The organism is Streptomyces sp. Qhu_M48, assembly GCF_051305195.1.
Classification (GTDB): Bacteria; Actinomycetota; Actinomycetes; order Streptomycetales; family Streptomycetaceae; genus Streptomyces.
Map to the genome: position 1 here is coordinate 5,318,488 of NZ_CP195432.1, position 26,100 is coordinate 5,344,587.

Genomic DNA, 26,100 nt, shown 5'->3' on the forward strand with positions numbered 1-26,100 from the left:
AACATCTTTACGGGGCCGGGGGCGCGGCCTAGGCTCGCGCCCCATGACCTCACAGCGCAGTGGAGTTCGACGAGGGGTGGCCCGCCTCGTCACGGTGTGTCTGCTGGCCGCGGGCCTGGTGGGAACCGTACCCGCGGCGGCCGGAACGCCGACCGCCGGTGACGGCCCGGCCGTCGTCCCCGTGCGGACCACCGGGCCCGCGGACCGGCGGTTCAACCTGGTGTTCATGGGCGACGGCTACACGGCGGCGGAGATGCCGGCGTTCCGCGCGGACCTCGAACGGCACCTGAACACCCTGTGGAGCATCGAGCCCTTCGCCTCGTACCGCTCGTACATCAACGTGTGGGCGGTGGAATCCCCTTCGGCCGAATCGGGCGTGGACTGCGATACGGGCCTGGACGCCCCCGCCCGTGACACCGTGCTCGACATGGGGTTCTGGGGCGGCTGCAACCCGGGCAGCGTGCAGCGGCTGCTGACCGTCGACAGCGGGAAGGCCGCCGCGCTCGCCGATCTCGTCCCCGGCACCAGCCACGCCAACCGGCAGATCGTCGCCCTCGCCCACAGCTCCACCTACGGGGGCGCGGGCGGCAGTTACGCCACCGCGTCCGGCGGCAACGCGCTCTCCTCCCTCATCACCCCGCACGAGATCGGGCATTCGCTCGGCGGCCTCCAGGACGAGTACGACTACTACGCGCGCGGCGTGCCCGGCGGGGCGTACTCCGGCCCCGAGCCCTCCTCCGCCCATCACACGCTCCTGACGGAACCCCAGCTGCGGGAGCGGCGGGCGAAGTGGTGGCGATGGCTCGGCGAGGAGAGCGAGTCGGGCGGGGTCATCGGCCGCCACGAGGGCGGCCTGTACAGCACCGGGGGCGTCTGGCGCCCGAGCCGCCACTCCCTCATGAAGACCCTCGGCTACGCCTTCGACCAGGTGGAGCGCGAGGTGATGGTCAAGGCGATCTCCGCGAAGGTGAACCTGGTCCAGGGACACACGCCCAACACCGCGCCCGTCGGTGCGGACCGGACGGTGTGGGTGGACACCCTGCACCCGGTGGGCGGCGCGCTCGGCGTGACCTGGCGCCTCGACGGCCGGACCCTGCCCACGCGCGGGGCCCGCACGGTCGACCTGCGGAAGCTGCGGCTCTCCCCCGGGCCGCACACCCTCACGGCGACCGTCACCGACCCGACGCCCTTCGTCCGCGACCCGGCGGTCCGCGCCTCCGCCGCGCTGACCCGGACCGTCAGCTGGACGGTGGACCCCTCCCTCACCACCGCGCGCGACGGCACCCGGGCCGCCTTCACCGGCCACACCCCCACCGGTTCGCCCGTCGGCGCGCGGTCCGTCGTCCACGCGGACACGACTCACCCGGTCGACCGAACCCCGGCCGTGCGCTGGCGCCTCGACGGCCGCCCCGTCCCGACCGGCCCCAACGACCGTGATCTCGACCTGCGTTCGCTGAGGCTGACCCGTGGGACCCACACCCTCACGGCTCACCTCGCGGGAACGGAGGCGAGGCTGAGCTGGACGGTGGACGCCCGCCCGGCCACGGCCTCGTACGAACTCTCCGAGCCGCTGCGCACGGTTCGGCGCCCCGGGCGTCCCGTGGAGTACGTCCACGACGGCCCGTTCACCATGCGGCTGACCGCCCGGGACGACCAGGAGGGCGCGGTGGTGAGCCAGTTCCGGGTGGACGGCGACGGCTGGTACACGTACTACGGCTGGCCGACGGACGCGGACGCGCCGTTCCGCTTCTCGCCGGGCGGCACGGTGATCGACGACCTCGTGTACGGGAAGCTGGGCCGGAGCCGGGCGGTGCCGTGGGACGACGCGACCCCCGACTACGGCACGCACACGATCGAGTACCGCACCATCGACGCGGCCGGCAACGTGAGCCCGGCACGGAGCTTCCGGGTGACGCTGGTGCCGCCGGCCGGGCGGTGAACCCGCGGGAGCTCTGAGCGAAGACCCGAAGAGCGGAGAAGGCCCGCGGACCGGAGTCCGCGGGCCTTCTCGCGCGCTGTTCGTCTGTCGGGCCGGCGGTCCGTCAGAGCTTGCGGGCCACCGCGGCCCACCCCGGGATGGGCTCGTCGCCCTGGACCGGGACCGGCTCGCCCAGCTCCGGGTGCCATTCGGCGGTGAGCGAGACCCCCGGCTCGACGAACTCCATGCCGTCGAAGAACGCGGCCAGCTCGTCCCGCGAGCGGGGCCGCAGGGTCAGGCCGCGGGCCTTGTACATCGCGACCGCCTCCGCCGCGCCCACGGGGTTGAAGTCCCCGGTGACGTGCGAGAGGACCAGGTAGCTCCCCGGTGCCAGCTGGTCGACGAGCTTGCCGACCAGGTCGTAGGCGCCGTCCTCGTCCCCGACGAAGTGCAGCAGGGCGAGCATCGACAGCGCGATGGGCTGATCGAAGTCAAGGACCTTTCCGGCCCTTTCGAGGATGATCTCGGGGTTACGCGCGTCCGCCTGGATGTACTCGGTGGCCCCTTCCGGGGTCGAGCGCAGCAGGGCGGCCGCGTGCGCGAGCACGATCGGGTCGTTGTCGCAGTAGACGATGCGGGACTCCGGCGCGGCCCGCTGCGCGATCTGGTGCAGGTTGGGCTCGGTCGGGATGCCCGTACCGACGTCCAGGTACTGGCGGACGCCGTGGGCGCTGAGCCAACGGATGGCGCGGTGCATGAAGGCCCGGTTGACGCGGGCCATGTCCCGGCCCCGGGCGTCGACGGTGAGCAGCTGACGAGCCATCGCCTCGTCGACCGGGTAGTTGTCCTTGCCGCCCAGGAACCAGTCGTACATACGTGCCGGATGCGGTGTGCTGGTGTCGATCCGAACGGATGCGGGGTCCTGGGTCATCGGCTCTCCTGGTCGGGATGAACGAGTGGCGCTACAACAAGAGTTACGCGACGGTACCGGTGGTACGGAAGGGGTCAGGTGAGCAGAAAATCAGCCTGACCGGATTTGGCGCCCTGGATGAAAGCGGCGATCTCCCCGTGGGTGTAGATGAGCGCGGGTCCTTCAGGGTCTGCGGACTGTCGCACGGCGACTCTGCCGTCGGCCAGCTTCATGGCCTCCACGCAGTTGCCCCCGTTCCCACCGCTCCAGGGCTTGTGCCAACCCTCGGCACCGAGCTCCGCGGCGGGCATGCCGTTGTATATGCGATCCATTCACAGCTCCTTGCGGAGATCCCTGAGGATCTCCTTCGTGCGTTGTGCAGTCGCGGCCTGAGCCGCCATGCGGTCCATGACCTCCAGGTGGGATGCCACCTCGGGGCGCGCGTCGAGGTAGACGGCGCCGGTCAGGTACTCGCTGTAGACCATGTCCGGGAGTTCGGGCATGGCGAAGCGGAAGAGGACGAACGGTCCGTAGGTGCCGGGGTGGTGGCCGGACGCGAACTCCGCGATCTGCAGGGTGACGTTCGGCAGCTCGGACGCTTCGAGCAGCCGGTCGAGCTGGTCGCGCATCACTTCGGGCCCGGCACCGACCGGTCGGCGGAACACCGTCTCGTCCATGATCACCCAGAACTTCGGGGCGTCCTCCCTGGTCAGCAGGGACTGACGCTCCATCCGTAGGGCTACATGCCGTTCGGCGTCCTCGTCCTTGGCGGCATCGCTGCCGCCACCGACCGCCCCACTGCGCAGAATGGCGCGGGCGTAGTCCTCGGTCTGGAGCAGACCGGGGACGAACTGGGGCTCGTAGGCCCGGATGAGGCTGGCGGCCCCCTCCAGGCTGACGTACATGGAGAACCAGCCGGGCAGCACGTCGTGGAACCGCTGCCACCAGCCGGGGAGGTTGGCCTCCTCGGTGAGGGCGATGAAGCCCTCCGCCTCGGAGTCCGTGATCCCGTACTCCTTCAACAGGAGCTGCACGTACGGGATCTTCAGCGCGACCTCGGCGGTCTCCATCCGCCGGACGGTGGCCGGGGCCACCCGGAGGATCTTCGCGGCCTCTTCCCTCTTCAGGCCGGCCCGCTCCCGCAGATCCTGCAGGCGCCTGCCGAGAACGACCTGTCCCACCGTGGGGGCGGACCGCGGCTCGCTCACTCTCAGACCTCCCCGACGCACTGTTTTGACGAGTGTGACACGAAGCCGGGCCAGAGAGAACACGGCACTCTGCAATTTTCAGAGTGCCACTTGCCAAGTGTCCGAGTCAGGAGGACAGTGTTCCGGTGAACCAGTACACGCTGCCGCCGTGCGCCACCGCGCCACGGCGACAGCGCCGTACGGCAGTCCTGCCCACTGTTGTGAGGAACCGGTCGTGGCTTCTGGTAACGCGCAGCCCTCAGGTCTCTTGAGTCCCCGAGCCCCCCGGGTCATGGCCCAGCGCCCACAGCCGCACCCCGATGCCGTCCGCCGCTTCGCCTTCGAGCTCCCGGCCCGCACCGAGTCCGTCGCCCGGGCCCGCCGGCTCGCGGAGGAGCGGCTCATCCTCTGGGGCTGCGGCCCCGACATCCGCGACACGGTGGCCCTCGTCGTCTCCGAGCTCGTCACCAACGCCGTGGTGCACACCGCCAGCGACCGGTTCATATGCGAGCTCCGCGAGGGCGAGGAGACGCTGCGGATCGCCGTACGGGACGAGGGCGGACCCGCGGGACCCCGGATACGCGACTGCGGCGAGGACGAACGCGGCCGCGGCCTCCTCATCGTCGACGCGCTCTGCTCCGCCTGGGGCGCCGACCGCACCGGACACGGCACGGCACAGATCGTCTGGGCGGAACTGGCCCACGGCATGGGGGAACCGTGCTGAGGTCGATGGCCACCCGCATGATCCCGCTGCTTCCCGGGGCCCTCCGGTCCCCCACCGCAGGCCGCGCGCCGGAACCCCGCCGCACCTCGGACGCAGGCCACACCCCCGACCTCCGCGCGACCGGCATCCCCGCCGCCGACCCGCGCGCACCGGGCCTCCGCTCCGCCGACCGAGGCACCCCCGGCCCGGCCCGCCCCAGCGAGCTCGGCGCCACCCGCCTCGCCGTTCCCGTCGGACTCCACACCGGCCTCGGCTGCGACGCCGTCGGCGTCCCCGCCCGCTTCGGGTTCAAGATCCTCTCCCGCCTCCCCGCCAAGGGCTGCGTCTACGCCGACTCCGACTGGTGGTGGTGGCTGGTCCCGGCCGGCTCCGACCACGACGTGGCCTGGCCGCTGCCCGCCTGCTACGCGCGGGGCGCCGAGATCCCGGACCGCCGGCCCCGCCTCATCCACCACCCCGACGGCACCTCGCCCTACACGCCACCGATCCCGCTGTACCTGCTGGTCTGCCAGCTGACGGGGATCGCACCGTCCTGGGCGTCGCCCCCGGTACGCAGCGCGCTCTGACCCCCACGGGCCGGGACGGCATAGGGTCAGGAGCATGTTCACCCCGCAGGGCCCCAGCCTCCGCGAGCTGACCGTCCAGGCCCTCTCCTCGGTCGAGCACGGCTACGACCTGCTCGCGGACACCTTCGACGCGACCCCCTTCCGCACCTCCGACCGCCTCCTGACCGCGGTCACCCACACCCTGGAACCCCTCGGCCCCTTCGACACCGGGCTCGACGTCTGCTGCGGCACCGGCGCGGGGCTCGGCGTCCTGCGCGCGGTCTGCGCGGGCCGGGTCACGGGCGTCGACTTCAGTACGGGCATGCTGGCCCGGGCCCGCGCCGCCCACCCCACCGCCGACCTGGTCCGCGCCGACGCCCTGGCCCTGCCCTTCGCCCCGGCCTTCGACCTGGCGGTCAGCTTCGGCGCCTTCGGCCACTTCCTCCCGGACCAGCAGCGCACCCTGTTCGCCCAGGTCCACGCCTCCCTGCGCCCCGGCGGCACCTTCGCCTTCCCCCTCCCGGCCCCGCCCCCGGTCGGTTCCCGCCTCTACTGGACCCTGTGGGCCTTCGACGCGACGATGCGCGCCCGCAACGCACTCTGGCGCCCCCCGTTCGTCATGTACTACCGCACCTTCCGCCTCACGGACGTCCGCACCCTCCTGGAGAACACCGGCTTCGACGTCTCCCTCACTCCCGTCGAACCCCTGGGCCGCAGGGCGGACGGAAGCCCGCGGTGCAGGCTGGTGGTGGCGCGGAAGCGCGCCGAGTGATCTTGTCCGAAACCGCTGGCACGGGCGAACGCGCCCTGCCAGAGTCGGCGCATGGCTGAGGAGAAGACCGAGGACGTGTCCGTCGCCGCGCTGATGCGGCAGCGCTGGGGCTCGACACCGGCCGGCCCGCTGCCGCCCCGCTTCGACGAACCCGGCTGGAGCTACGAGGAACAGGTCCCGCACCCGTGCCCCGACTGCGCCGGACCGCTGCACACCCTCCGCAGACCGTACGAGTCGGGCGGCCGGATCTACCGCTACGTCGCCCTCGTCTGCCCCACCTGCCCCCGGGCCCTCACCCTCGCCGACCTGGGGCTGAAGACGTACGACCAGCTCGGCGCCGCACCGGCCGCGACCGGCGGCGCCGTCACCGTGCCCCGCCCCCACCGGGGAGAGCCGTCCCGCACCGTCCCCGCCCCCAGGCCACCGCGGGCGGCCCCGCCGACAGCGCCGGGCACACCCCACGGCGGATGGCCGGACGACCTCCCCCTGCCGGACGCCCCCGAGCGGCGGGCCCTGCTGTGGCACAAGGTGACGGACCCCGCGTGGCGCCCGTCCGCCGCCGCGGTCGAGGCCGCCGACGACGTACGGGTGATCCTCCCGGAGGGACCGCGCTTCGACGCCCTGCGCACCCACCTCACCGGGGAGGCCGTCCCCTTCCGCACCGCGCGGTACTGGATCGAGTCGGAGCACCTCGGCACGCTCAACGACCTCGGCGGCCCCACCGACCTCGTCGCCCACCCCGTCCGCACCACCGGGGCCGTCTCCACGCCGGTCACCGGCCCCGGCTCCCACGCCGCCCGGGACTCCTTCGCAGGCCAGTGGGACACCCTGGAGGCCCTGCCACCGGACACGAACGACGACGCCGGGTACATCCCCGTCACCGACCTCGTCCCCGCCGACTGGGCCCGGCTGCTCCCGCACCCCCGGTTCAACCCCGCACAGGCCGACGCGGTGCCCGCCGTCCTCGCCGACGACGCCCCCCTGGTCGTCGTCGCGCCCACCGGAGCGGGCAAGAGCCCCATCGGCATGGTCGCCGCGCTCAAGGCCCACGCCTCCGGACGCAAGGCCGCCTGGCTCGTCCCACAACGCTCCCTGACCGACGAACTCGACCGCGACCTGGCCCGGTGGCGCGACAACGGGCTGGTCGTGGTCCGGCTCACCGGAGAGTTCGCCATCGACGCCGAGCTGATCCGGACCGCCGACATCTGGGTGGCGACGACCGAGAAGTTCGAGTCCATCTGCCGGACCGGCTCCCTGCGCGACGCGCTGGCCGAAGTCGGCTGCCTGATCGTCGACGAGATCCACCTCCTCGGCGACCCCGGCCGGGGAGCCGTACTCGAAGCACTCCTCACCCGGGTACGCAGGGACACCGCCCAGGTCCGGATCGTCGGACTCTCCGCCACGGTCGCCAACGCCGACCAGGTCGCCCTCTGGCTCGGCGCCCGACTGCTGCGCACCGCCTGGCGGCCCACCCGGCTGACCTGGCAGCTCCCCGTCCTGCCCACCGCCGAGGCCCGGAGCTGGACCGAACGCGCCGCCCTCCGCACCGCCACGACGGTCGCGATCACCCGCGACATCACCGCCGACGGAGGCAGCGTGCTCGTCTTCTGCGGCAGCAAACGCCGGGTGCGCTCGACCGCCCTCGCCCTCGCCGCCGACCGCGGCGTCCCCACGGCCGGCGTCGACGCCGACGACGCCGACACCGTCGAACGGCTCTGCACCAAGGCGGGCGTACGGCTCCACTACCGCGACTGGCCCTTCAAGAGGGAGGCGGAACGCGCCTTCCGCGCACGCGAGGCCGACGTGCTCGTCGCGACCTCGACCGTCGCCGCGGGCGTCAACCTGCCCGCACGTGCGGTCGTCGTCGCCGACACCACCATCGGGCAGGACCGCATGGAGGTGTCGATGGTCCAGCAGATGTTCGGCCGGGCCGGCCGCGTCGGCGCCGGAGAACGCGAAGGCTGGGCCTTCCTGCTCGCCGAGGAGAACGAACGCGCCCACTGGCAGGCCCGGCTCGCGGCCGGCTACACCGTGCGGTCCCGCCTCGACGAACGCCTCCCCGACCACCTTCTCGCGGAGGCCGTCCAGGGCAGGATCACCTCCCTCTCCGACGCCGAGGAATGGTGGGCCGAGTCCTTCGCCATGCACCAGGGCCACGACTCCCACGACCCCGTGCACGAAGCCGCCGCCTTCCTCCTCACCGCGGGGCTGCTCACCCCCGCCCAGCCCGGGCCGGCCACCGACCACGGCACGAGCGCCTGGCGCCCCACCGCCCTCGGCACACTGACCAGCCGCTTCATGGTCGACGCCGAACTCGCCTCGGAAATCGGCGCGGTCCTCCGGGCCCTGCCCGAACCCGCCTCCCCCGACGCCGCCGAGGACCTCCTCGCGGACGTCCTCAGCACCCGGCTGCCCACCCTCGAACAGGCCCCGTTCTCCGACCGGTCACGCCGCGCCCTCATCGAAGTGCTGCGCAGCGGCGCCCTCGGGAAGCGCGACGCCACCCCGGCGGACGGCGAGGAGGAACCCCCGCTGATCGCCGGAGACCTGGCCCGGGCGGTCCTGCTCCTCATCGCCCACCAGCCCCGGCTCTTCCGCAGCCACTCCGGCTACGTCCTCGGCATCCCCGTCGAGAGCATGACCAACATCCTGGAGGAAGCCCGCCGCTACCTCGGCTGGCTCGGCGCCCAAGGCCCCCTCGGCACGGTGCCGCCCTGGGTCGCCGTGGTCGCCTCCGACCTCTCCCAGCGCATCCGCTGGCGCTCCCTCGGCCCCACCCGCGGCGCCGGCCGCCTCCTCTGGATCTGCGAACGCATGGCCACCGCACCCCTGGCCCCGCACCTCGTCCCCCGCCTCTGGCACGCCGCCCTCGACCTCGGCCTCGGCTCACCCGACTGGCCAGGCACCACACCCCCGCGCGACTGCGCGCTCTCCCCCTCCGCCTACCTCGCCCTGCTCGCCGAACGCGCGACGGGCCTGACTCCCGCCCCGGCGGCGTCCGGCCGCGGCCACGTCGTCTTCACCCGCGGCGACCACCTCGCCTCGGGCTGGCTCGCGGCCTACAACTCCCTCTGAAGAAATCGGTCAGGCCTTCCTGACCACACCGGACGTGAGCCGCATGGCGCCGAAGCCGTCGATCCCGCAGTCGATGTCGTGCCCGTCGACGCCGTCGACCGGACGGATGGTGCGCACCTCGGTGCCCGCCGTGATCCCGGAGGGGTCACCCCTGACCTTGAGGCCTTGACGACCGTCATCGCGTCGCCGAGGAGGCGGCCGCCTACGGCACCACCCCGGGCCGCCGGAGCGCCCGGCGGGGAACGCGAAATGCCGGTCGATACGAGATCGACCGGCATTTCCGCTGGTGTCCGAGGGGGGACTTGAACCCCCACGCCCGATAAAGGGCACTAGCACCTCAAGCTAGCGCGTCTGCCATTCCGCCACCCGGACAAGGTGTCTGTCGCTTCATGGTTTCCCTCGCGGCGACAGATGTAACTCTACCAGGGGTTCGAGGTGCCTTTCACCAGCGTTTTCCGTGGTCAGTGAGGTGCAGCCGCCTTACAGTCCTTGATCCAGACCGAATTGTCCGACCGCGCGCACGCGGGGTGCGCGCCCGCGTACGCGGAGTGCGGCCGGGTGCCTACGGTGGCGCGGAACCCCTGGTCGGGGGCCTGGGCCGCCCCTCGGGTCAGCGGCCCTTCTCGCGCAGGGAGTGCAGGTGGGCGCTGGACCTGCGGGCGAAGCCGAGCGAGTCGACGGGGTTGTCCCGCTCGGTCTGCCAGTGGTGGGCGTGCCTGCCATGGCGGGTGCGGTCGACCGCCGAGATGAAGCGCCGGTAGTCGATGTCCCCGTCCCCGACGTCCGTCATGCGGTAGCCGTAGGGAACGGCGGAGTCGTCCCGGTCGCCGTCCTTGACGTGGAAGAGCGGATAGCGGTGCGGCTGCGCGAGGACGTAGTCCAGCGGGTCGAACGGGGCCGGGGCGCCGTCCGGGCGGACGGAGTAGCGGTACTGGCCGACGTAGGCCCAGAAGACGTCCATCTCCAGGTGCACGAGGTCGGGGTCGGTCTCCGCGAGGAGGACGTCGTAGAGGCGTACGTCGGGACGGTCGCTCGCGAAGGAGAACTCCTCCGAGTGGTTGTGCTGGTAGAACTTCATGCCGCGCTTCCTCGCCGCGGCACCGAAGCGGTTGAACTCCTCGGCGCAGCGCTTCCAGCCGTCGACCGTGGAGCCGTAGCGCCACGGCCCGGAGGCGGTGCCGATGTGGGGCAGCCCCAGGGCCGCGGCGTCGTCGAGGACGCGGTCGAGGTTCTGGGCGAAGGTGTACGCGGCGGGGTCGGTGGAGTAGTAGCCGACGTGACTGCCGATGGGGCGTAGTCCGTGGTCTCGGGTGAGGCGCTTGAGCTGGGCGAGGCTGATCGGGCCGGCCGAGCCCTGCTCGTAGCCCGCGTACTCGACCTCGTCGTAGCCGTACTTCCGCAGTTCCGCGAAGACGGGGGCGAAGCCGAGAGTGGAGACCTTGTCGCGCAGCGAGTAGAGCTGGATGCCGAGACGGCCGGGCGGCAGGACGGGGCGGCCGTGGCCGTGGCCGCCGTGTGGCGCGGCGGTGGCCTCGGTCGCCGCCGTCGCCGGGGCCGCGGCGCCGAGGAGGGCGGCGGCGGTCGCGCCGGCGGCGACGCCCAGCATGTTCCGCCTGCTGAGCCTGTGGACGAGCTCGGGGTCGCGGTCGGCTTCGGTACGGCGGGTGCGACTCATCTGTGGATAACTCCTTCGCTGTCGGCGGGGCCTGCTTCACTGGATTCAGCTGGGAATCAGGACGGGGTCTCAGACGGCTCCGGCCAGCCTGAGCAGCAGGTTCTTCACATCGGTGGCCGCGACGCGGCCGTCCAGGGCGCGGGGGGTGGAGCACAGGATGAGCGGACCTTCGTCATCGCTCGCGGGGAGGCGGCCATGGCTGCCGCGAAGAGGTGAGGGGTCGAGAGGGACGACCGCGAGCCGGTACCGCATACCGAGCTTCTTGCGCGCGATCTCCCGGGCGGCCTTGACCCGTACGTAGGGGTCGAACGGGTCCATGAGGAGTTCGGCCGGGTCGTAGCCGGGCTTGCGGTGGATCTCGACGAGCCGCGCGAAGTCGGGGGCCCTGGCGTCGTCGAGCCAGTAGTAGTACGTGAACCAGGAGTCGGGCTCGGCCAGGGCGACCAGTTCCCCCGAGCGCGGATGGTCGAGGCCGTACTCCTTCTTCCCGTCGTCGTCGAGGAGCCGTTCCAGACCGGGCAGGCCTTCGAGGGCTTCGCGGACCGCCGGCAGATCCGTGGCGCGCCGGACGTATACGTGGGCGATCTGGTGGTCGGCCACGGCGAACGCCCGCGAGGTCATGGGGTCCAGGTACTCCATGCCGTCCTGCGTGTGGACCTCGAGGAGGCCCGCGCGGCGCAGGGCCCGGTTGATGTCGACGGGCCGGTCGACACGGGTGATGCCGTACTCGGAGAGGACGACGACCGTGCGCCCCTCGGCGCGCGCATCGGCGAGGAGCGGGGCGAGGACGGTGTCGAGCGCGGCGGCGGCGCGGAAGGAGCGCGGGTCGTCGGGGCCGTAGCGCTGGAGGTCGTAGTCGAGGTGGGGGACGTAGCAGAGGGCGAGGTCGGGGCGGCGGGTACGGAGGATGTGCCGGGTGGCGTCGACGATCCAGCGGCTGGAGACGAGGTCGGCGCCGGGGCCCCAGAAATGGAAGAGGGGAAACGTGCCGAACTTCTCGGTGAGCTCGTCGTGGAGGGCGGGGGGCCGGGTGTAGCAGTCGGGTTCCTTGCGGCCGTCGGCGTAGTAGACGGGGCGTGGGGTGACGGTGATGTCGGTGTCGGCGCCCATGGCGTACCACCAGCAGATGTTGGCGACGGTGTAGCCGGGGTGGGTGCGGCGGGCGGCGTCCCACAGGCGGTCACCGGAGACGAGGCCGTTGTGCTGGCGCCACAGCAGGACGTCTCCGAGGTCCCGGAAGTACCAGCCGTTGCCGACGATGCCGTGCTCGGCGGGGAGGGTGCCGGTGAGGAAGGTGGTCTGGGCGGTGCAGGTGACGGCGGGCAGGACAGTGGAGAGCGGGGCCTGGGAGCCACTGCGGGCGAGGGCTGCCAGGTGGGGCATGTGGGGCAGGAGCCGGGGGGTGAGACCGACGACGTCGAGGACCAGGAGAGGGGTGGGCGCGGGTGCGGTGTCGCTCATGGCAGTTCCTTCACGGCAGTTCCTTGAGGCCGAGGTCGGTCAGCAGGTCGCGGGCCAGGGTCAGTTCGGCGGCGATGCCGTCCGCGAGCCGGGCCCGGGTGCGGGGGCGGCGGTCGGGCGGAAGGGCCTGCCAGGTGTACGTCTCGACCTCCAGGTGGCGGGTGCGTGGATGCGGACCTCCGACGAGGAGGGCGAGGGTGTCCTGGAGGACGGGAAGCGTGGAACCGAGCGGAGGAGCGGGGGGAGCGTGCAGGGGAACGTGGAAGTGGGCCCGCCAGGGCGTGGCGTCGGGAAGCACGGCGGAGCGCGCGTGGCCGTCGGCGCCGAGGGCCTCGGGGAGGTCGTCGGTGCCGCGGAGTCCGGCGGCGGTCCGGGTACGGGTCTGGTGGAGGAACCGGGGTTCGGCGAACGCGGCGAGCGCCGCCCTGACCTCGGGGAGGTGCGGCTGCTCGGCGTGGAGCGCGGCGGAGAGCTGCGCCTTGGGCACCGGGACTCCGGCGGCGGCGAGCGCGTCGAGCGCGGTGCGCGGGTCCTCGAAGGAGGTCGCGAGGTGGCAGGTGTCGAGGCAGACGCCGATGCGGGGACTCGGTACGCCGGCGAGCGCGGTGACGGCGTCGGCGACGGTCTCGACCGTGCAGCCGGGCTCCGGCTCGATCCCGATCCGGATGCTCCTGCCGGTGAGGTCCTCCAGTGCGTCGAGCCGGGTGGCGAGCGTCGTCAGCGCGGTGCGGGCGAGGGCGGCCGCGCGGGCGTCGAAGGGGGTGCGCCAGGCGAGGGGCAGGGTGGAGACGGACCCCTCGGTGACATCGTCGGGGAGCAGCGCGGCGAGGAGCCGGGCCAGGTCGGTGGTGTGGGCGAGGCGCTCGAGCCGGGTCCAGTCGGGCTGGTAGACCCGGTACTTGACCTCGTCGGCGCCGAAGCCTTCGTAGGGGAAGCCGTTCAGGGTGACCACTTCGAGGCCGCGTCGGTCGAGTTCGGCGCGGAGCGCGCGGAGCGCGGACGGGTCGGTGGTCAGGGAGCGGGCGGCGTCGCGGGCCAGCCAGAGTCCGATGCCGAGGCGGTCTCGGCCGAGGCGGCGGCGGACCGGCTCGCAGTGGTCGCGGAGTTGGGCGAGGACGCCGTCGAGGGTCTCGGCCGGGTGCACGTTGGTGCAGTAGGCGAGGTGGACGGTGGAGCCGTCCGGGTGCCGGAAGCGCATGGGGGCGCCTCATTCCCCGCCGCGGAGGACGGAGTTGCCCTCGTGCAGGTCCGGCGGGGCCGGGAGGTCGAGGCGGAGGCGGCCGCCGAGTCCGTAGAAGGCGACCGGGTTGCGCCAGAGGACCTGGTCGACGTCGTCGTCGGTGAAGCCGGCGTCGAGCATGGCGTCGGCGACCGCGCGGGTCTTGAGGGGGTCGCTGCGGCCCCAGTCGGCGGCCGAGTTCACGAGGACCCGTCCGGTGCCGTACTCCTTGATGATCGCGACCGTCCGGTCCTCGTCCATCTTGGTGTCGGGATAGACGGAGAAGCCCAGCCAGGCGCCGCTGTCGGCGGCCTCCTTGACGGTCGTCTCGTTGAGGTGGTCGAGGAGGACGCGGTCGGGGGCGAGCGCGGACTCGCGCACGACGTCGATCGTGCGGCGCAGACCGGTGAGCTTGTCGCGGTGCGGGGTGTGGACGAGCGCCGGCAGGCCGTGGTCGGCGGCGAGCTGGAGCTGGGCGGCGAGAGCGGTGTCCTCGGCGGGCGTCAGGGAGTCGTAGCCGATCTCGCCGACGGCGACGACACCGTCCTTGGCGAGATAGCGGGGCAGGGCGTCGAGGACGGGCACGCAGCGGGGGTCGTTGGCCTCCTTGGGGTTGAGGGCGAGGGCGCAGTGGTGGGCGATTCCGTGCTGGGCGGCGCGGAAGGGCTCCCAGCCGAGCAGGGAGTCGAAGTAGTCGAGGAAGGAGGCGGGCGAGGTGCGCGGCTGGCCGAGCCAGAAGGACGGTTCGACGAGGGCGCGGACGCCGGCGTCGTACATCGCCCGGTAGTCGTCCGTGGTGCGCGAGGTCATGTGGATGTGGGGGTCGAAGATGCGCATCAGGACTCCTCGGCGGGGGCGGTGAGGGCGAGGACGCGGGAGAGGTCGGCGGGGACGGGGCGGCCGGCGGCGGTGCGTTCGGCGGCGTGGTCGGCGAGCATCCGGGCGAGTTCGGTGTCGCCGGCGGCGCGCTCGGCGAGGCCGGCGACGCGGGTGACGGGGACACCGGTGAAGAGACATTTGAGGAGGGCGTGGCGCCAGGCGTGGGGGGTGAGGTGGGTGGCGGCGTAGGGGCCGAGGGCGGCGGCGAGGAGGGTGGTGTCGTGGGTGCGCAGGGCGTCCTCGACGAGGGGCACGGCCTCGGGGCCGGTGACGAGGGTGGGGAGGGCCAGGAGGACGGCTCGGCGCTCGGCGGCGGCGCCGTGGTGGTAGAGCCGGGCGAGGGTGTCGGGGTCGGCTCCGGCCGCCTTCAGGAGGAGGGAGCGGACCTCGTCCGCGTGCGCGTACCCGCAGTACCGTCCGGCGGCGACGAAGCGCTCCTCCCACCCGGGGGTGCGGGCGGCGGCCTCCGCGAGGGCGGAGTGCAGCCAGGCGCGGGCGTCGGCGGGGAGGTCGGCGGCGGTCAGCATGACGAGGACTCCGGGCGCAGGAAGGAGAGGGAGGTGCGGGCGAGTTCGGGGCCGGCGTGCGAATGCCGGGGCAGTTCGACCACGGTCAGGCCGGGAAAGCCGGCGGCGGTGAGCTCGGTGAGGGCGGCCAGGACCGGCGGGAAGTCGATCTCTCCGTCTCCGAACGGAAGGTGCTCGTGGACGCCGCGCCGCATGTCCTCGATCTGGACGTGGTGCACCCAGGGGGCGGCGGCCCGTACGCAGTCGGCGGGAGGGAGTGGTTCGAGGCACTGGCAGTGGCCGATGTCGAGGGTGAGGCCGAGGAGGGCGGGTGCGGGGTCTCCGAGGAGTCCCCGCAGATGGTGGAAGTCGCCGAGGGTGGCGAGGAGATGGCCGGGTTCGGGTTCGACGGCCAGGGGGACACGGGCGGCTTCCGCGGCCGTGAGAACGGGGGTGAGCGAGGAGGCGAGCCGCTTCCAGGCCTCGTCGGGCGGGGTGTCGGCAGGGAGGGTGCCGCTGAAACAGTGCACGGCGTGCGCGCCGAGATCGGCCGCGACACGGACGGCCCGCAGCAGCAGCCGGACGCGGGCGGCGCGGGTCCTCGGGGTCCGGGTCGAGGAGGGACGGGCCGTGTTTGCGGCGGGGGTCGAGGACGTAGCGGGCGCCGGTCTCGACGGTGACGCCGAGCCCCAGCTCGCCCAGGCGCCGGGCGACCCGGGCGGTGCGGGCGGCCAGGTCGGGGCGAGAGGGTCGAGGTGCATGTGGTCGAGGGTCAGCCCGACTCCGTCGTAGCCGAGGTCCGCGAGCAGGCCGAGGGCGTCGTCGAGCCGGAGGTCGGTGAGGCCGTTGGTGCCGTAGCCCAGCCGTGGACGGACGGCGGGGTCGGCCGCGGCCCGGTCGGCGGGGACGGGGATGGCGGCGGGGCGCGCGGGGTGGGCTCCGTCGGAGTGATCGATGCGCACGGGGTCGGGTGCGTCGGGGTGGTCAGGATGGTGTGCGGAGCGGCCGGTGGTGGTCATGTGGGGCTCACCTTCCGGGCGAGGGCGCGGGCGGCCGGGACGAGGGCGAGCAGCGCGAGCGCGGTACCCGGCGCCCCGGCCCGGGCGGCGAGCGTGGCCTGGAGCGGGATCGTGGCCCGGATCCCGCCACCCACGGCCCGCTCGGTGAGCGCCGCGGACGGGTTGAGCGCGGCGTGCAGGAGGAGGGTGGCGGGGGTGCGGGCGTAGGCGAGGGCGAGGAGGGGGCCGAGACCGCGGGAGGGGCGGGGCGGGCGGGTCCGGTGGGTGGGGAGGGCGGGGCGGGGGCGGGGGGCGGGGCCCCCGGAGGAGCCGGGAACGTCGCCCGCGCCGGTCCGGCGGCCCCCCGCGCCGCCGGACCGGGATCCGGGCACCGCTCCGGGCACCCCGGCCACCCCAGCCACCCCCGCCACCCCGGCCACCCCGGCCACCCCGGCCACCGCGAGGGTCACGGCGAGGGCGGCGAGCGGGGTGCGGGTGGAGCCGCCCTGGGTCTCGTGGCGAGAGACGGCGGTGACGGCGTAGGTGTGGGCCCCGAGCAGGACCGCGGACGGGAGCGCCCGAACGGCGTGAGGGAGGGCGGTGTGAGGGTGAGCGGTGTGAGGGTGCGCGATCGGGCGCGAGCCGGACCCCGACGCCCCGGCGCGCGCACCGGACGCTGTTGAACCGCATCCGGACGGCCCGGTGAGCAAGGGGAAGGCGGGGGACGAGGCCGTTGCGCCCAGGAGGAGGTCCAGGGCGCGGGCCGTGGCCATGGTGGCGGGGCCCGCCGGGGTGTGTTTGAGGCCGAGGTCGTAGGCCCAGACCGTGGTGGCGAGGGCTGTGGCCACCGCGAGGGAGGGGCGGCCCGCGCGGGACGCCAGCGCGAGGCCCGCCGTGGTGAGGGCGGCGGAGGCGGCGAGGGCGGACCCGGGGGTGATGCGGCCGGAGGGCAGGGGGCGGTGCGGGCGTTCGGCGGCGTCCTCCGCGCGGTCGGCCCAGTCGTTGAGGGCCATCCCCGCCTCGTACAGACAGAGGGAGGCGCCGATCGCGTACAGCGTGCCCCGTCCGGGGCGGGCCCCCGCCGCCGCCGCGCCCGCGAGGGCGTCGCCCGGGACCGAGAACAGCGCCGAGACGCGGAGGAGTTCCGCCCAGGCCCGTGCCCGTCCCCTTCCGGCGCGCGCGGTCATCGGGCCGACTCCGGGCCCGCGTCGTCCGAGGACGACGGTTCCCCCAGTCTGCGGCCGAAGGCAAGGAGGCGGGCGTACTGGTCGGCCAACGCGGCCGGCGGGGTGCCTTCGGGGTCCTTGAAGTAGAAGGCGAGGTCTTCCAGGGGTCCCGCGAGGCCCTTCTCGTGGGCGCGGGCCGTGAGGCGGCCCAGGTCGAGGACGAGGGGGGCGGCGAGGGCGGAGTCGCAGCCCTGCCAGAGGGTCTGGAGGATCATGCGGGTGCCGAGGAAGCCGTCGAAGGCGATGTGGTCCCAGGCGGTCTTCCACTCCCCCATCGCGGGGACGTCGTCGATGTGGACCTGGCCTTCGACGCCGGGGCCGAGGGTGTCGGTGAGGACGCGTTCCTTGCCGGCGTTCTTGGCGGCGGCGGCCGCCGGGTCGGCGAGGGCGGCTCCGTCGCCGCCGCCGAGGAGGTTGCTGCCGGACCAGGCCCGTACGGTCAGCGCGCGCTGGTGGAACATCGGGGCGAGGACGGCGCGGAGGAGGGTCTGTCCGGTCTTGCCGTCGCGGCCGGCGTGGGGCAGTCCGCTCGCGGCGAGCGCTGTGGCGAGGGCGGGGTGGCGCAGGCCGGTGGACGGGGTGAAGTTGACGTACGGGCAACCGGCGCGGAGCGCGGCGGCGGCGTACAGGGTGCTGGGCGGGAGCCCGGCGCCCCCCGACGCCGGCTCCGTGGAGGCCACATTGACGACCACGACGCGGTCCAGGCCAATGCGATGACGGAAATCCGTCAGGTCTGCGGTGAAGGCGCTGACGAGTTGTTCGTCGGTGCGGGTGTCGCCGGGGATGGGGCCGCCGGGGCGGATCTCTCGGTCGGCGGCTTCGAGCTCGCCGGTGAGGGCGTGGACGAGGCCGTACGGGAGGACTCCGGCGGCGGTGAGCTGTTCGGCGCGCTTGGGGAGCGGGCAGTCGGTGGTGTCGTGTCCGCCGAAGACGAGGGAGTGGAGTGGGGGCAGGCCGGTGTCGGCGAGGCCGGGGGTCTCGGTGGCCATGCCGGTCGGTGGGTGGAGTCCGGCGCCGAGGGCGGCGCAGCCGGCCACGGTGGTGGTGGCGACGGAGCCTCTCGCGCCGACGAGCCAGATTCCGGTACGGGGTGCGGGGGTCATGGCGGCGGCCTCCCTGCTCATCCGGGGAAGGGGGTGGGGTTGCGCATGGGGAAGGTGGTGACGGTGGGAGGTGGTGACGGTGGGCGGGGGGTACGGCGCCGCCCCGCCCACCGTCGTCCGGGTGGGCTCCCGTCAGGAGGGGAGTTCCTTGAGGCGGATGTCGCGGAAGGCGGCCCGGTCCGCGGCTCCGTGGTTCTGGATGCCGATGTGGCCGCTGGTGAGGCTGCGGGCCGGGTCGGTGTTGGTGAAGTCGTTGATCTTGAGGCCGTTGAGGAAGACCTGGAGGCGTTCGCCCTGGACGCGGATCTCGTACGTGTTCCACTGGCCGGGTGGGCGGAGGGCCTGGTCGCGGGCCTTGAGGTTGGCCGACTTGAAGCCGTAGACGGCTCCGGTGGTGCGGTCGGGGGTGTCGGTGGCGTCGATCTGGATCTCGTAGCCGTTGTTCACGGCGGACCAGGGGTCGTCGGAGGCGGGGAAGCCGACGAAGACGCCGGAGTTGTCGTCGCCGGTGAGTTTCCAGTCCAGGGTGAGGGAGTAGGACCGGAGTTCCTTGGCCTGGTACCAGAGCATGCCCATGCCGCCGGTGGAGCGGAGTTCGCCGTCGGTGATGTCGAAGGCGCCGGGGCCGGCCTGCTTCCAGCCTTCGGCGGTCTCGCCGTTGAAGAGGTCCCGGTAGCCGGTCCGGGGCCGGCAGTCGGCCTTGACCTGGCCGGTGGCGTACCGGAGGCCGCCGAGGAGGTGGTGGCGGAAGGCGGGTTCGGTGTACGACTCCTTGGTGTGGCCGCCGCCGGTGTAGAAGGAGCGGCCTCCACCGTAGGTCTTGCACCAGGCGATGGGGTGGTCGCCCTTCATGGTGCCGCCCCGGTAGGTGGTCTCGTCGAGGGTGGCGAGGATCCGGGCCTGGCCGCGGGGGTTGGTGCGGTAGTCGTACCACTCGTCGGTGCGCTGCCAGGGGCCGTCGAGGTGGGCGGTGGCGGGATGGTCGTGGTCCTCGACCCGTACGGTCGCGGGCTGGATCTGGGGGTGTGAGGCGAAGTGGGCGCCGACGAGTCCGCCGTAGAACTCCCAGTCGTACTCGGTGTCGGCGGCGGCGTGGATGCCCATGTAGCCGCCGCCGGTGGAGAGGTAGTTCTCGAAGGCGGTCTGCTGTGCGGCGTCGAGGACGTCTCCGGTGGTCGAGAGGAAGACGACGGCGTCATAGCGGGCGAGGTTGCTGGTGGTGAACTGGCGGGGTTCCTCCGTCGCGTCGACGGTGATGCCGCTCTGGGCGCCGAGTTCCTTCAGTGCGGTGATGCCGGTGCCGATCGAGTCGTGGCGGAATCCGGCTGTACGGGAGAAGACGAGGACGCGTGTGGCGTTCCGGTCGACGGGGGTGCTGGAGAGGGTGAAGTCGTCGACGTCGTAGAGTGCGCCGGTTCCGCCCTTGAAGACGAGGAAGAGCTCGGTGGTCGTGCGGGGCAGGCTTCGCAGGGGTACGTCGATGTCCTGGAAGGTCTCCCAGCCGCCGGTGACGGGGACGGGTGCGGAGCCGTGGAGGGTTCCGGTGGGTGAGCCGGTGCGGACTTCGAGGAAGCCGCCGGCGCCGCCGGAGGAGACGCGGGCGGTGAGTTTGGTGGCTCCGCGCAGGTTGTAGGGCTTGAGGGAGATCCAGTCGCCGTCGTCGATGTCGCCGACGGTGCGTCCGCCGTGCGCCTGGGTCTTGTCGAAGACGGTGACGCCGTCCTGTGCGTCGAAGTGCTCGGCCTGGCGGTGGCGGGGCTGGAGTTTGGCCTGGTCGTGGGTGGTGAGGGCGGCCTGTCCGCCGCCTCCGCCGTCGGTGTACTCGGCGTCGAAGACGGCGAAGATGTTGGCGTCGTCGTCGTGGCCGCCGTCGGAGGAGGTCTTGATGGTGCCGGTGCAGCCGTTGGCCGAGGTGACGGGGTGGCCGTGGCTGTCGTGGCCGAGGACGTAGGTGACCTTGACCTTGGCGCAGTCGATCGTGCCGTCCTCGGGGTCGGTGACCTTCACGCGGAAGGGGATCTCGTCGCCGAAGGCGAAGAGGGCTCCTTCGGCGGGGAGTTCGAGGGTGACCTTGGGGGCGGTGTTGCCGACGACGACGTGGACGGAGGCGGATCCGGTGCGGCCGGTGGTGTCCTTGGCGGTGACGGTCGCGGTGTACGTGCCGTTCCTGCGGTACGTGTGGGTGGGGTTGGCGGCGGTGGAGGTGCCTCCGTCGCCGAAGTCCCAGGTGTAGGTGAGGGTGTCGCCGTCGCCGTCGGTGGTGCCGGCGGAGGAGAAGGAGACCTTGAGGGGGGCGGTGCCGGAGGTCTTGCCGGCGCTCGCCTCGGCCACCGGGGAGCGGCCGCCGGTGGCGTTCTCGATGCGGTAGAGCCCCGAGTTGTGGTCGCCGCCGAACCAGGCGGTGCCGTAGTCGAGGACGTAGAGCGCGCCGTCGGGTCCGAAGGCCATGTCCATCACCTGGGTGCCTGTCCAGGGCACGGCGTTGATGGAGGCGACGGTGCCGTTGTCGTCCTGGTCGACGCGTTTGATCCAGCGGCGGCCGAACTCTCCGGCGAAGAAGTCGCCGTCGTACGCCTCCGGGAACTTGACGGGGGAGGTGGAGGCGGCGTCGTAGCGGTAGACGGGGCCGCCCATCGGGGACTCGGATCCGGTGCCGAACTCGGGTACGGAGCCCGCGTTGTACGGGATCCAGGCGGGTTCGGCGGGCGGGAGGTCGACGAGTCCGGTGTTGTGCGGGGAGTCGTTCCTCGGCGCCGCGCAGTCGAAGGTGGCGCCGGAGGTCCTGCTCGCGAAGTCGTAGTCGACGTAGGGGTCGTTGTCGCCGGTACAGAAGGGCCAGCCGAAGTTTCCGGGCTTGGTGACGCGGGCGAATTCGACCTGTCCGGCGGGGCCTCGCTCCGGGTCGGCGGCGCCGGCGTCGGGGCCGTAGTCGCCGACGTAGAGGACGCCGGTGGCCTTGTCGACGCTGAAGCGGAAGGGGTTGCGGAAGCCCATGGCGTAGATCTCGGGACGGGTCTTCGCGGTGCCGGGGGCGAAGAGGTTGCCGTCGGGGACGGTGTAGGTGCCGTCGTCGGCGACCTTGATGCGGAGGATCTTGCCGCGGAGGTCGTTGGTGTTGCCGGAGGTGCGGCGGGCGTCGAAGGCGGGGTTGCGGTCGGGGCGTTCGTCGATGGGGGTGAAGCCGTCGGAGGCGAAGGGGTTGGAGTCGTCGCCGGTCGAGAGGTAGAGGTTGCCCTGGGCGTCGAAGTCGATGTCGCCGCCGACGTGGCAGCAGATGCCGCGGGTGGCGGGGACGTCGATGACCTTCTTCTCGCTGGCGTTGTCGAGGGTGCCGTCGGCCTTCAGCGTGAAGCGGGAGAGGCGGTTGACTCCGTCGTACGGGGCGAAGTCGGCGGCGGTGCCGTTCTCGGGGGCGTCGCCCGCGGGGGTATTCAGGGGCGGGGCGTAGTAGAGGTAGACGGCCTTGTTCCGGGCGAAGTCGGGGTCGAGGCCGATGCCCTGGAGGCCTTCCTCGTCGTGGGAGTAGACGGGGACGGTGCCGATGACGGTGGTGTTGCCGGCGGCGTCGGTGCGGCGGAGTTCGCCGTTGCGGGAGGTGTGCAGGACGCTGCGGTCGGGGAGTACGGCGAGGGACATGGGTTCGCCGACCTCTTCGCCGCCCTTGGCGAGGGTGATCTGCTGGAACTCCTCGGCGGCGGGGGCGGGGGCCTCGGGTTGGGCGGCGAGGGCCTGGGGGGTGCCGAGGGCGAGCAGTCCGACGGTGAGGAGGGCGAGTGTCCTCCTGGCGCGGAGCCGTCGGGCAGGGAGTCCCTGTGGCAGGAGTCCCCCCGATCGGAGCGGCCGCGATCGCAGTCCTCGCGGTCGGAGTCGTCGGGCTCGGAACAGTTGGGCTCGGGGTCGCTCGGCTCGGGATCGTTCGGCTCGGAGTGGGTTTCCTTGCACGGATGTCCTCCGGATTCGGGCCGGGTGTGCGGGTGTCCGGGGACCGGCGTGCGCCGTCACGCCGGCCGCTTCACACCGCGCGTCGACGGGGCGTCACCACACGCCGCCTTGCCATGTACACATCAGGGACCGTAGCCGGGTTCGTCCACCGCGGAAAGCCCTGGCGCACCGGCACGGTCGAACTTTTCCCCGCCAGAGGACAAAGCCTCTCGCGGGCAGGGCGGACCGGCCCGGTGGCACCGTCGCCGCCGGGCACGGACCCGCGCGTTCAGGTCAGTCGCCGCTCCCGAAGGCGGCGTCGAAGGAGGCCGCCGGCGGGTCGAAGTCGTACCGCTTGAGGAACGACAGCGCCTCGGGGGCACCGGTCAGCCTGTCCATGCCGGCGTCCTCCCACTCCACGGAGACGGGCCCGGCGTAGCCGATCGACCGGAGCATCCGGAAGACGTCCTCCCAGGGCACGTCGCCGTGTCCGGCGGAGACGAAGTCCCAGCCGCGCCGGGGGTCGCCCCAGGGCAGGTGGGAGCCCAGTCGCCCGTTGCGGCCGTCGAGCCGCTTGCGGGCCTCCTTGCAGTCCACGTGGTAGATCCGGTCGCGGAAGTCCCACAGGAAGCCGACCGGGTCGAGGTCCTGCCACACGAAGTGGCTCGGGTCGAAGTTGAGACCGAAGGCGGGGCGCCGGTCGACCGCCTCCAGGGCCCGCTGGGTGGTCCAGTAGTCGTAGGCGATCTCGCTGGGGTGCACCTCGTGGGCGAAGCGCACGCCCTCGGCGTCGAAGACGTCGAGGATCGGGTTCCACCGCTCCGCGAAGTCCTCGAAGCCGCGCTCGACCATGCGCTCGGGGACCGGCGGGAACATCGCCACCAGATGCCAGATCGAGGAGCCGGTGAAGCCGATGACGGTGTCGACGCCGAGCGCGGCGGCGGCCCGGGCGGTGTCCGCGAGTTCGCGGGCGGCCCGCTGCCGTACCCCCTCGGCGTCGCCGTCGCCCCAGATCCGGGCGGGCACGATCGCCTGGTGGCGTTCGTCGATCGGATGGTCGCAGACGGCCTGCCCCACCAGGTGGTTGGAGATCGCCCAGCACTTCAGTCCGTACGCGTCGAGCAGTTCGCGCCTGCCCTTGACGTAGGCCGGGTCGGCGAGGGCCTTGTCCACTTCGAAGTGGTCACCCCAGCAGGCGAGTTCGAGGCCGTCGTAGCCGAAGTCGCGGGCGAGGCGGCAGACCTCCTCCAGCGGTAGGTCGGCCCACTGGCCGGTGAAGAGCGTGAAGGGTCGGGGCACGTCGGGCGCCTCCTAGCTGCTCGGGCTCGGTACGGGCGTGGTGGGAGCTTCGGCGGACACGGATCCGGGCGCGGATGCGGGTCCGGGCGCGGATGCGGATGCGGATCCAGGTGCGGACGCGGGTTCGAGTACGGGTACGGGGGTGTAGACGGCGTTGTTCCGGGCGCTCTCCTCCACCGCGGCCAGGACCCGCTGGACCTGGAGGCCGTCGGCGAACGAGGGCGTGGGGGCGGTGCCGGTCGCTACGGCGTGCACCAGGTCGCGGGCCTGGTGGGCGAAGGTGTGCTCGTAGCCGAGGCCGTGTCCGGGCGGCCACCAGCCCTCCAGGTACGGGTGGTCCGGTTCGGTCACCAGGATGCGGCGGAACCCGGCTGTGACGGCCGGCTCGGTGTGGTCGTGGAAGGACAGTTCGTTGAGCCGTTCCAGGTCGAAGGCGAGCGAGCCGCGCTCCCCGTTGATCTCCAGGCGCAGCGCGTTCTTGCGGCCCGCGGCCATCCGGGTGGCCTCGAAGGAGGCGAGGGCCCCGGAGGCGAGCCGCCCGGTGAACAGGGCGGCGTCGTCGACGGTGACCTGTCCGTACGCCTCCGATCCCGCTCCCCCGGCGAGACCTCCGGCGCCGGTGCGGGCGAGCAGCGGCCGCTTCCGTACGAAGGTCTCGGTGAGCGCCGACACGCCGACGAGCGGCTCCCCCGCCAGAAACTGGGCGAGGTCGACGGCGTGTGCCCCCAGGTCTCCGAGGGCTCCGGAGCCGGCGTGCTCGCGTTCCAGGCGCCAGGTCAGCGGGAAGGCGGGGTCGACCAGCCAGTCCTGGAGGTAGGTGACCCGGACGTGCCGCAGGGCGCCGAGCCGTCCGTCGGCGACGAGCTGCCGGGCGTACGAGAGGGCGGGGACCCGGCGGTAGTTGAAGCCGACCATGGCGATCTGGCCCCGGGCCGCGGCCGCTTCGGCGGCGGCCGCCATCGTCTCGGCCTCGGCGACCGAGTTGGCGAGCGGCTTCTCGCACAGCACGTGCTTGCCGGCCTCCAGGGCGGCGACGGCGATCTCCGCGTGGCTGTCGCCCGGGGTGCAGACGTCGACGAGCTGGACGTCGTCGCGGGCGATCAGGGCGCGCCAGTCGGTCTCGGCGGCGGCCCAGCCGTGTCGGCGGGCGGCGGCCCGGACGGCGGTGGCGTCGCGGCCGGCGATCGCGGCGAGGACGGGTCTCAGCGGCAGGTCGAAGACGCGGCCGGCGGTGCGCCAGCCCTGGGAGTGGGCGGCTCCCATGAACGCGTAGCCGACCATGCCGATGCCCAGGGGCGGCGGTGCGGCCCCGCTCTCCGTCTGTTCCATACGGTTCCTCCGTTTCGTGGTGCGGCGAGGTACGGCTCCCCGGGGGCGGTCGGACCGCCGGGAGCCGGTCGGCCGGACCGCCGGGAGCGGGTCCGGTGGGACCTCCGGGAGCCGGTTCGGTCGGACCGCCGGGAGGCCTGGCCCGGTCGGGCCGACTTCGGACGGCCCCGGCGGCCCTGGCGGCCCGCCGCCCGACGCCCGACGCCCGGGGGCAGGGGGCGGGTCGGCCGGGGCCGCCCCGGGCGGGCCCGTCAGCTGAAGCCGGTGGGCAGGTACTCGTCGACGTTCTCCTTGGTGACGACGGCCGAGTAGAGGGTGATCGAGGCGGGGATCTCCAGTTCGGCCATGCCGCCGACCCCCTTCTTCTGGCCGAGGGCGCGGGCGAGGTCGATCGCCGAGGCGGCCATGGTCGGCGGGTAGAGGACGGTGGCCTTGAGGACGCCGGTGTCGGCCTTGATGGCGTCCATCGCGGACTTGGCGCCGGCGCCGCCGACCATGAGGAAGTCCTTGCGTCCGGCCTGGGCGACGGCGCGGAGCGCGCCGACCCCCTGGTCGTCGTCGTGGTTCCACAGGGCGTCGAACCTCGGCTGGGCCTGGAGGAGTTGGGCCATCTTGGCCTGACCGGACTCGACGGTGAAGTCGGCGGCCTGGCGGGCGACCTTGCGGATGTTGGGGTAGTTCTTGAGGGCGTCGTCGAAGCCCTGGGTGCGCTGCTTGGTGAGTTCGAGGCTGTCCATGCCGGCGAGTTCGACGACGGTGGCGTTCGGCTTGTCCTTGAGTCGTTCGCCGATGAAGTTGCCGGCGTTGAGGCCCATGCCGTAGTTGTCGCCGCCGATCCAGCAGCGGTAGGCCTGCGGGGAGGCGAAGATCCGGTCGAGGTTGATGACGGGGATGCCGGCCTTCATGGCCTGGAGGCCGATCTGGGTGAGGGCCTTGCCGTCGGCGGGGAGGATGACGAGGACGTCGACCTTCTTGTTGATGAGGGTCTGGACCTGGCCGATCTGGGTGGCGGTGTCGTTGGAGCCCTCGGTGATCTCCAGGGTGACGTCGGAGTGCTTCCTCGCCCGGTCCTTGGCGTTCTGGTTGATGGCGTTGAGCCAGCCGTGGTCGGCCTGGGGGCCGGCGAAGCCGATGGTGACGGGGGTGCCGGGCTTGTCGTCGGCGGCGGGGGCGGCGCTCGCGGCGGGCGTCTGGCTCTTGGGCTCGTTGCTGGTGCAGGCGGTGAGCAGGGCGCCGGCGGAGACGGCCGCGCCGCCGAGGAGGAGGTGTCTGCGGCTGGTTTCGGGCATGGCGGTGGATCCCTTCCGAGCGGGTGACGGTGGTGAAGGGGAGGGAGGGGATGGAGGGGCGGAG

At 72.9% G+C, this 26,100-nt stretch carries 20 protein-coding genes, 1 tRNA gene and 1 pseudogene; 5 read left to right on the forward strand and 17 right to left on the reverse strand.

Translation table 11 applies throughout. From position 1 onward, the window contains the following. Positions 1–76 precede the first annotated feature (76 nt). The gene (locus tag ACRRSS_RS24040) at positions 77–1,939 is read left to right on the forward strand and encodes a M64 family metallopeptidase (protein ID WP_435973196.1); all 1,863 of its coding nucleotides are present in this window, start codon (positions 77–79) and stop codon (positions 1,937–1,939) included. 103 nt (positions 1,940–2,042) lie between these two features. Here the strand turns inward: ACRRSS_RS24040 and ACRRSS_RS24045 are convergent, their stop codons facing one another. The 3 genes from ACRRSS_RS24045 to ACRRSS_RS24055 form a co-directional block, all read right to left on the reverse strand. Next, on the reverse strand, positions 2,043–2,849 hold the full coding sequence (locus ACRRSS_RS24045) for an SAM-dependent methyltransferase (RefSeq protein WP_435973197.1): 807 nt from the start codon (positions 2,847–2,849) through the stop codon (positions 2,043–2,045). A gap of 74 nt (positions 2,850–2,923) precedes the next feature. Continuing rightward, a complete protein-coding gene (locus ACRRSS_RS24050; protein ID WP_015037566.1) occupies positions 2,924–3,160 on the reverse strand; it encodes a DUF397 domain-containing protein in 237 nt (78 codons plus the stop codon). Beyond that, complete coding sequence (locus ACRRSS_RS24055) at positions 3,161–4,036, reverse strand: helix-turn-helix domain-containing protein (protein ID WP_351901217.1); 876 nt, start codon at positions 4,034–4,036, stop codon at positions 3,161–3,163. A gap of 271 nt (positions 4,037–4,307) precedes the next feature. On the opposite strand from ACRRSS_RS24055, the gene ACRRSS_RS24060 reads away from it, so the two are divergent. From ACRRSS_RS24060 to ACRRSS_RS24075, 4 genes are all read left to right on the forward strand, one after another. Then, on the forward strand, positions 4,308–4,739 hold the full coding sequence (locus ACRRSS_RS24060; protein ID WP_435973198.1) for an ATP-binding protein: 432 nt from the start codon (positions 4,308–4,310) through the stop codon (positions 4,737–4,739). Positions 4,740–4,864: 125 nt separating this feature from the next. Further along, a complete protein-coding gene (locus ACRRSS_RS24065; RefSeq protein WP_435975411.1) occupies positions 4,865–5,305 on the forward strand; it encodes a hypothetical protein in 441 nt (146 codons plus the stop codon). Positions 5,306–5,339: 34 nt separating this feature from the next. Further along, on the forward strand, positions 5,340–6,056 hold the full coding sequence (locus ACRRSS_RS24070; RefSeq protein WP_435973199.1) for a class I SAM-dependent methyltransferase: 717 nt from the start codon (positions 5,340–5,342) through the stop codon (positions 6,054–6,056). Positions 6,057–6,107: 51 nt separating this feature from the next. Further along, positions 6,108–9,131: a DEAD/DEAH box helicase gene (locus ACRRSS_RS24075; protein WP_435973200.1), complete on the forward strand. Its 3,024-nt coding sequence runs from the start codon at positions 6,108–6,110 to the stop codon at positions 9,129–9,131. A gap of 9 nt (positions 9,132–9,140) precedes the next feature. Here the strand turns inward: ACRRSS_RS24075 and ACRRSS_RS24080 are convergent. The 14 genes and pseudogenes from ACRRSS_RS24080 to ACRRSS_RS24145 form a co-directional block, all read right to left on the reverse strand. After that, a pseudogene (locus ACRRSS_RS24080) lies at positions 9,141–9,409 on the reverse strand (PhnA domain-containing protein). A 6-nt stretch (positions 9,410–9,415) separates the two neighbouring features. Beyond that, positions 9,416–9,503, reverse strand: a tRNA-Leu gene (locus ACRRSS_RS24085). Between the two features lie 238 nt (positions 9,504–9,741). Then, positions 9,742–10,806 carry a sugar phosphate isomerase/epimerase family protein gene (locus ACRRSS_RS24090; protein WP_435973201.1) on the reverse strand — a complete coding sequence of 355 codons (1,065 nt, stop codon included), beginning with the start codon at positions 10,804–10,806 and terminating at the stop codon, positions 9,742–9,744. Positions 10,807–10,875: 69 nt separating this feature from the next. After that, on the reverse strand, positions 10,876–12,267 hold the full coding sequence (locus tag ACRRSS_RS24095; RefSeq protein WP_435973202.1) for a nucleotide pyrophosphatase/phosphodiesterase family protein: 1,392 nt from the start codon (positions 12,265–12,267) through the stop codon (positions 10,876–10,878). Between the two features lie 10 nt (positions 12,268–12,277). Next, positions 12,278–13,465, reverse strand: a complete 1,188-nt coding sequence (eboE, locus tag ACRRSS_RS24100; protein ID WP_435973203.1) for a metabolite traffic protein EboE — start codon at positions 13,463–13,465, stop codon at positions 12,278–12,280. Positions 13,466–13,474: 9 nt separating this feature from the next. After that, positions 13,475–14,323, reverse strand: coding sequence for a TatD family hydrolase (locus ACRRSS_RS24105; protein ID WP_435973204.1), 849 nt, complete (start codon positions 14,321–14,323; stop codon positions 13,475–13,477). Next, positions 14,323–14,892 carry an EboA domain-containing protein gene (locus ACRRSS_RS24110; protein WP_435973205.1) on the reverse strand — a complete coding sequence of 190 codons (570 nt, stop codon included), beginning with the start codon at positions 14,890–14,892 and terminating at the stop codon, positions 14,323–14,325. Before ACRRSS_RS24110 ends, ACRRSS_RS24105 begins: the two co-directional genes overlap by 1 nt. Then, the gene (locus tag ACRRSS_RS24115; RefSeq protein ID WP_435973206.1) at positions 14,886–15,890 is read right to left on the reverse strand and encodes a sugar phosphate isomerase/epimerase family protein; all 1,005 of its coding nucleotides are present in this window, start codon (positions 15,888–15,890) and stop codon (positions 14,886–14,888) included. Before ACRRSS_RS24115 ends, ACRRSS_RS24110 begins: the two co-directional genes overlap by 7 nt. Then, positions 15,887–17,056, reverse strand: a complete 1,170-nt coding sequence (locus ACRRSS_RS24120) for an SCO3242 family prenyltransferase (protein WP_435973207.1) — start codon at positions 17,054–17,056, stop codon at positions 15,887–15,889. Before ACRRSS_RS24120 ends, ACRRSS_RS24115 begins: the two co-directional genes overlap by 4 nt. Further along, complete coding sequence (locus tag ACRRSS_RS24125; RefSeq protein ID WP_435973208.1) at positions 17,053–18,198, reverse strand: inositol-3-phosphate synthase; 1,146 nt, start codon at positions 18,196–18,198, stop codon at positions 17,053–17,055. Before ACRRSS_RS24125 ends, ACRRSS_RS24120 begins: the two co-directional genes overlap by 4 nt. A gap of 132 nt (positions 18,199–18,330) precedes the next feature. Beyond that, a complete protein-coding gene (locus ACRRSS_RS24130; protein WP_435973209.1) occupies positions 18,331–21,834 on the reverse strand; it encodes a ThuA domain-containing protein in 3,504 nt (1,167 codons plus the stop codon). A 579-nt stretch (positions 21,835–22,413) separates the two neighbouring features. After that, the gene (locus tag ACRRSS_RS24135) at positions 22,414–23,418 is read right to left on the reverse strand and encodes a sugar phosphate isomerase/epimerase family protein (protein ID WP_435973210.1); all 1,005 of its coding nucleotides are present in this window, start codon (positions 23,416–23,418) and stop codon (positions 22,414–22,416) included. 12 nt (positions 23,419–23,430) lie between these two features. Beyond that, positions 23,431–24,747: a Gfo/Idh/MocA family protein gene (locus ACRRSS_RS24140; protein ID WP_435973211.1), complete on the reverse strand. Its 1,317-nt coding sequence runs from the start codon at positions 24,745–24,747 to the stop codon at positions 23,431–23,433. A gap of 251 nt (positions 24,748–24,998) precedes the next feature. Beyond that, positions 24,999–26,036 carry a substrate-binding domain-containing protein gene (locus tag ACRRSS_RS24145; protein WP_435973212.1) on the reverse strand — a complete coding sequence of 346 codons (1,038 nt, stop codon included), beginning with the start codon at positions 26,034–26,036 and terminating at the stop codon, positions 24,999–25,001. Positions 26,037–26,100 lie beyond the last annotated feature (64 nt).

What these genes read in the sequence shown, in the direction of transcription:
- ACRRSS_RS24045 (WP_435973197.1), bottom strand. Translation starts at nt 2,849, where the DNA reads ATGACCCAGGACCCCGCATCCGTTCGGATCGACACCAGCACACCGCAT.
- ACRRSS_RS24050 (WP_015037566.1), bottom strand. Translation starts at nt 3,160, where the DNA reads ATGGATCGCATATACAACGGCATGCCCGCCGCGGAGCTCGGTGCCGAG.
- ACRRSS_RS24060 (WP_435973198.1), top strand. Translation starts at nt 4,308, where the DNA reads ATGGCCCAGCGCCCACAGCCGCACCCCGATGCCGTCCGCCGCTTCGCC.
- ACRRSS_RS24070 (WP_435973199.1), top strand. Translation starts at nt 5,340, where the DNA reads ATGTTCACCCCGCAGGGCCCCAGCCTCCGCGAGCTGACCGTCCAGGCC.
- ACRRSS_RS24075 (WP_435973200.1), top strand. Translation starts at nt 6,108, where the DNA reads ATGGCTGAGGAGAAGACCGAGGACGTGTCCGTCGCCGCGCTGATGCGG.
- ACRRSS_RS24090 (WP_435973201.1), bottom strand. Translation starts at nt 10,806, where the DNA reads ATGAGTCGCACCCGCCGTACCGAAGCCGACCGCGACCCCGAGCTCGTC.
- ACRRSS_RS24095 (WP_435973202.1), bottom strand. Translation starts at nt 12,267, where the DNA reads ATGAGCGACACCGCACCCGCGCCCACCCCTCTCCTGGTCCTCGACGTC.
- eboE (WP_435973203.1), bottom strand. Translation starts at nt 13,465, where the DNA reads ATGCGCTTCCGGCACCCGGACGGCTCCACCGTCCACCTCGCCTACTGC.
- ACRRSS_RS24105 (WP_435973204.1), bottom strand. Translation starts at nt 14,323, where the DNA reads ATGCGCATCTTCGACCCCCACATCCACATGACCTCGCGCACCACGGAC.
- ACRRSS_RS24110 (WP_435973205.1), bottom strand. Translation starts at nt 14,892, where the DNA reads ATGCTGACCGCCGCCGACCTCCCCGCCGACGCCCGCGCCTGGCTGCAC.
- ACRRSS_RS24115 (WP_435973206.1), bottom strand. Translation starts at nt 15,890, where the DNA reads ATGACCACCACCGGCCGCTCCGCACACCATCCTGACCACCCCGACGCA.
- ACRRSS_RS24120 (WP_435973207.1), bottom strand. Translation starts at nt 17,056, where the DNA reads ATGACCGCGCGCGCCGGAAGGGGACGGGCACGGGCCTGGGCGGAACTC.
- ACRRSS_RS24125 (WP_435973208.1), bottom strand. Translation starts at nt 18,198, where the DNA reads ATGACCCCCGCACCCCGTACCGGAATCTGGCTCGTCGGCGCGAGAGGC.
- ACRRSS_RS24130 (WP_435973209.1), bottom strand. Translation starts at nt 21,834, where the DNA reads ATGTCCCTCGCCGTACTCCCCGACCGCAGCGTCCTGCACACCTCCCGC.
- ACRRSS_RS24140 (WP_435973211.1), bottom strand. Translation starts at nt 24,747, where the DNA reads ATGGAACAGACGGAGAGCGGGGCCGCACCGCCGCCCCTGGGCATCGGC.
- ACRRSS_RS24145 (WP_435973212.1), bottom strand. Translation starts at nt 26,036, where the DNA reads ATGCCCGAAACCAGCCGCAGACACCTCCTCCTCGGCGGCGCGGCCGTC.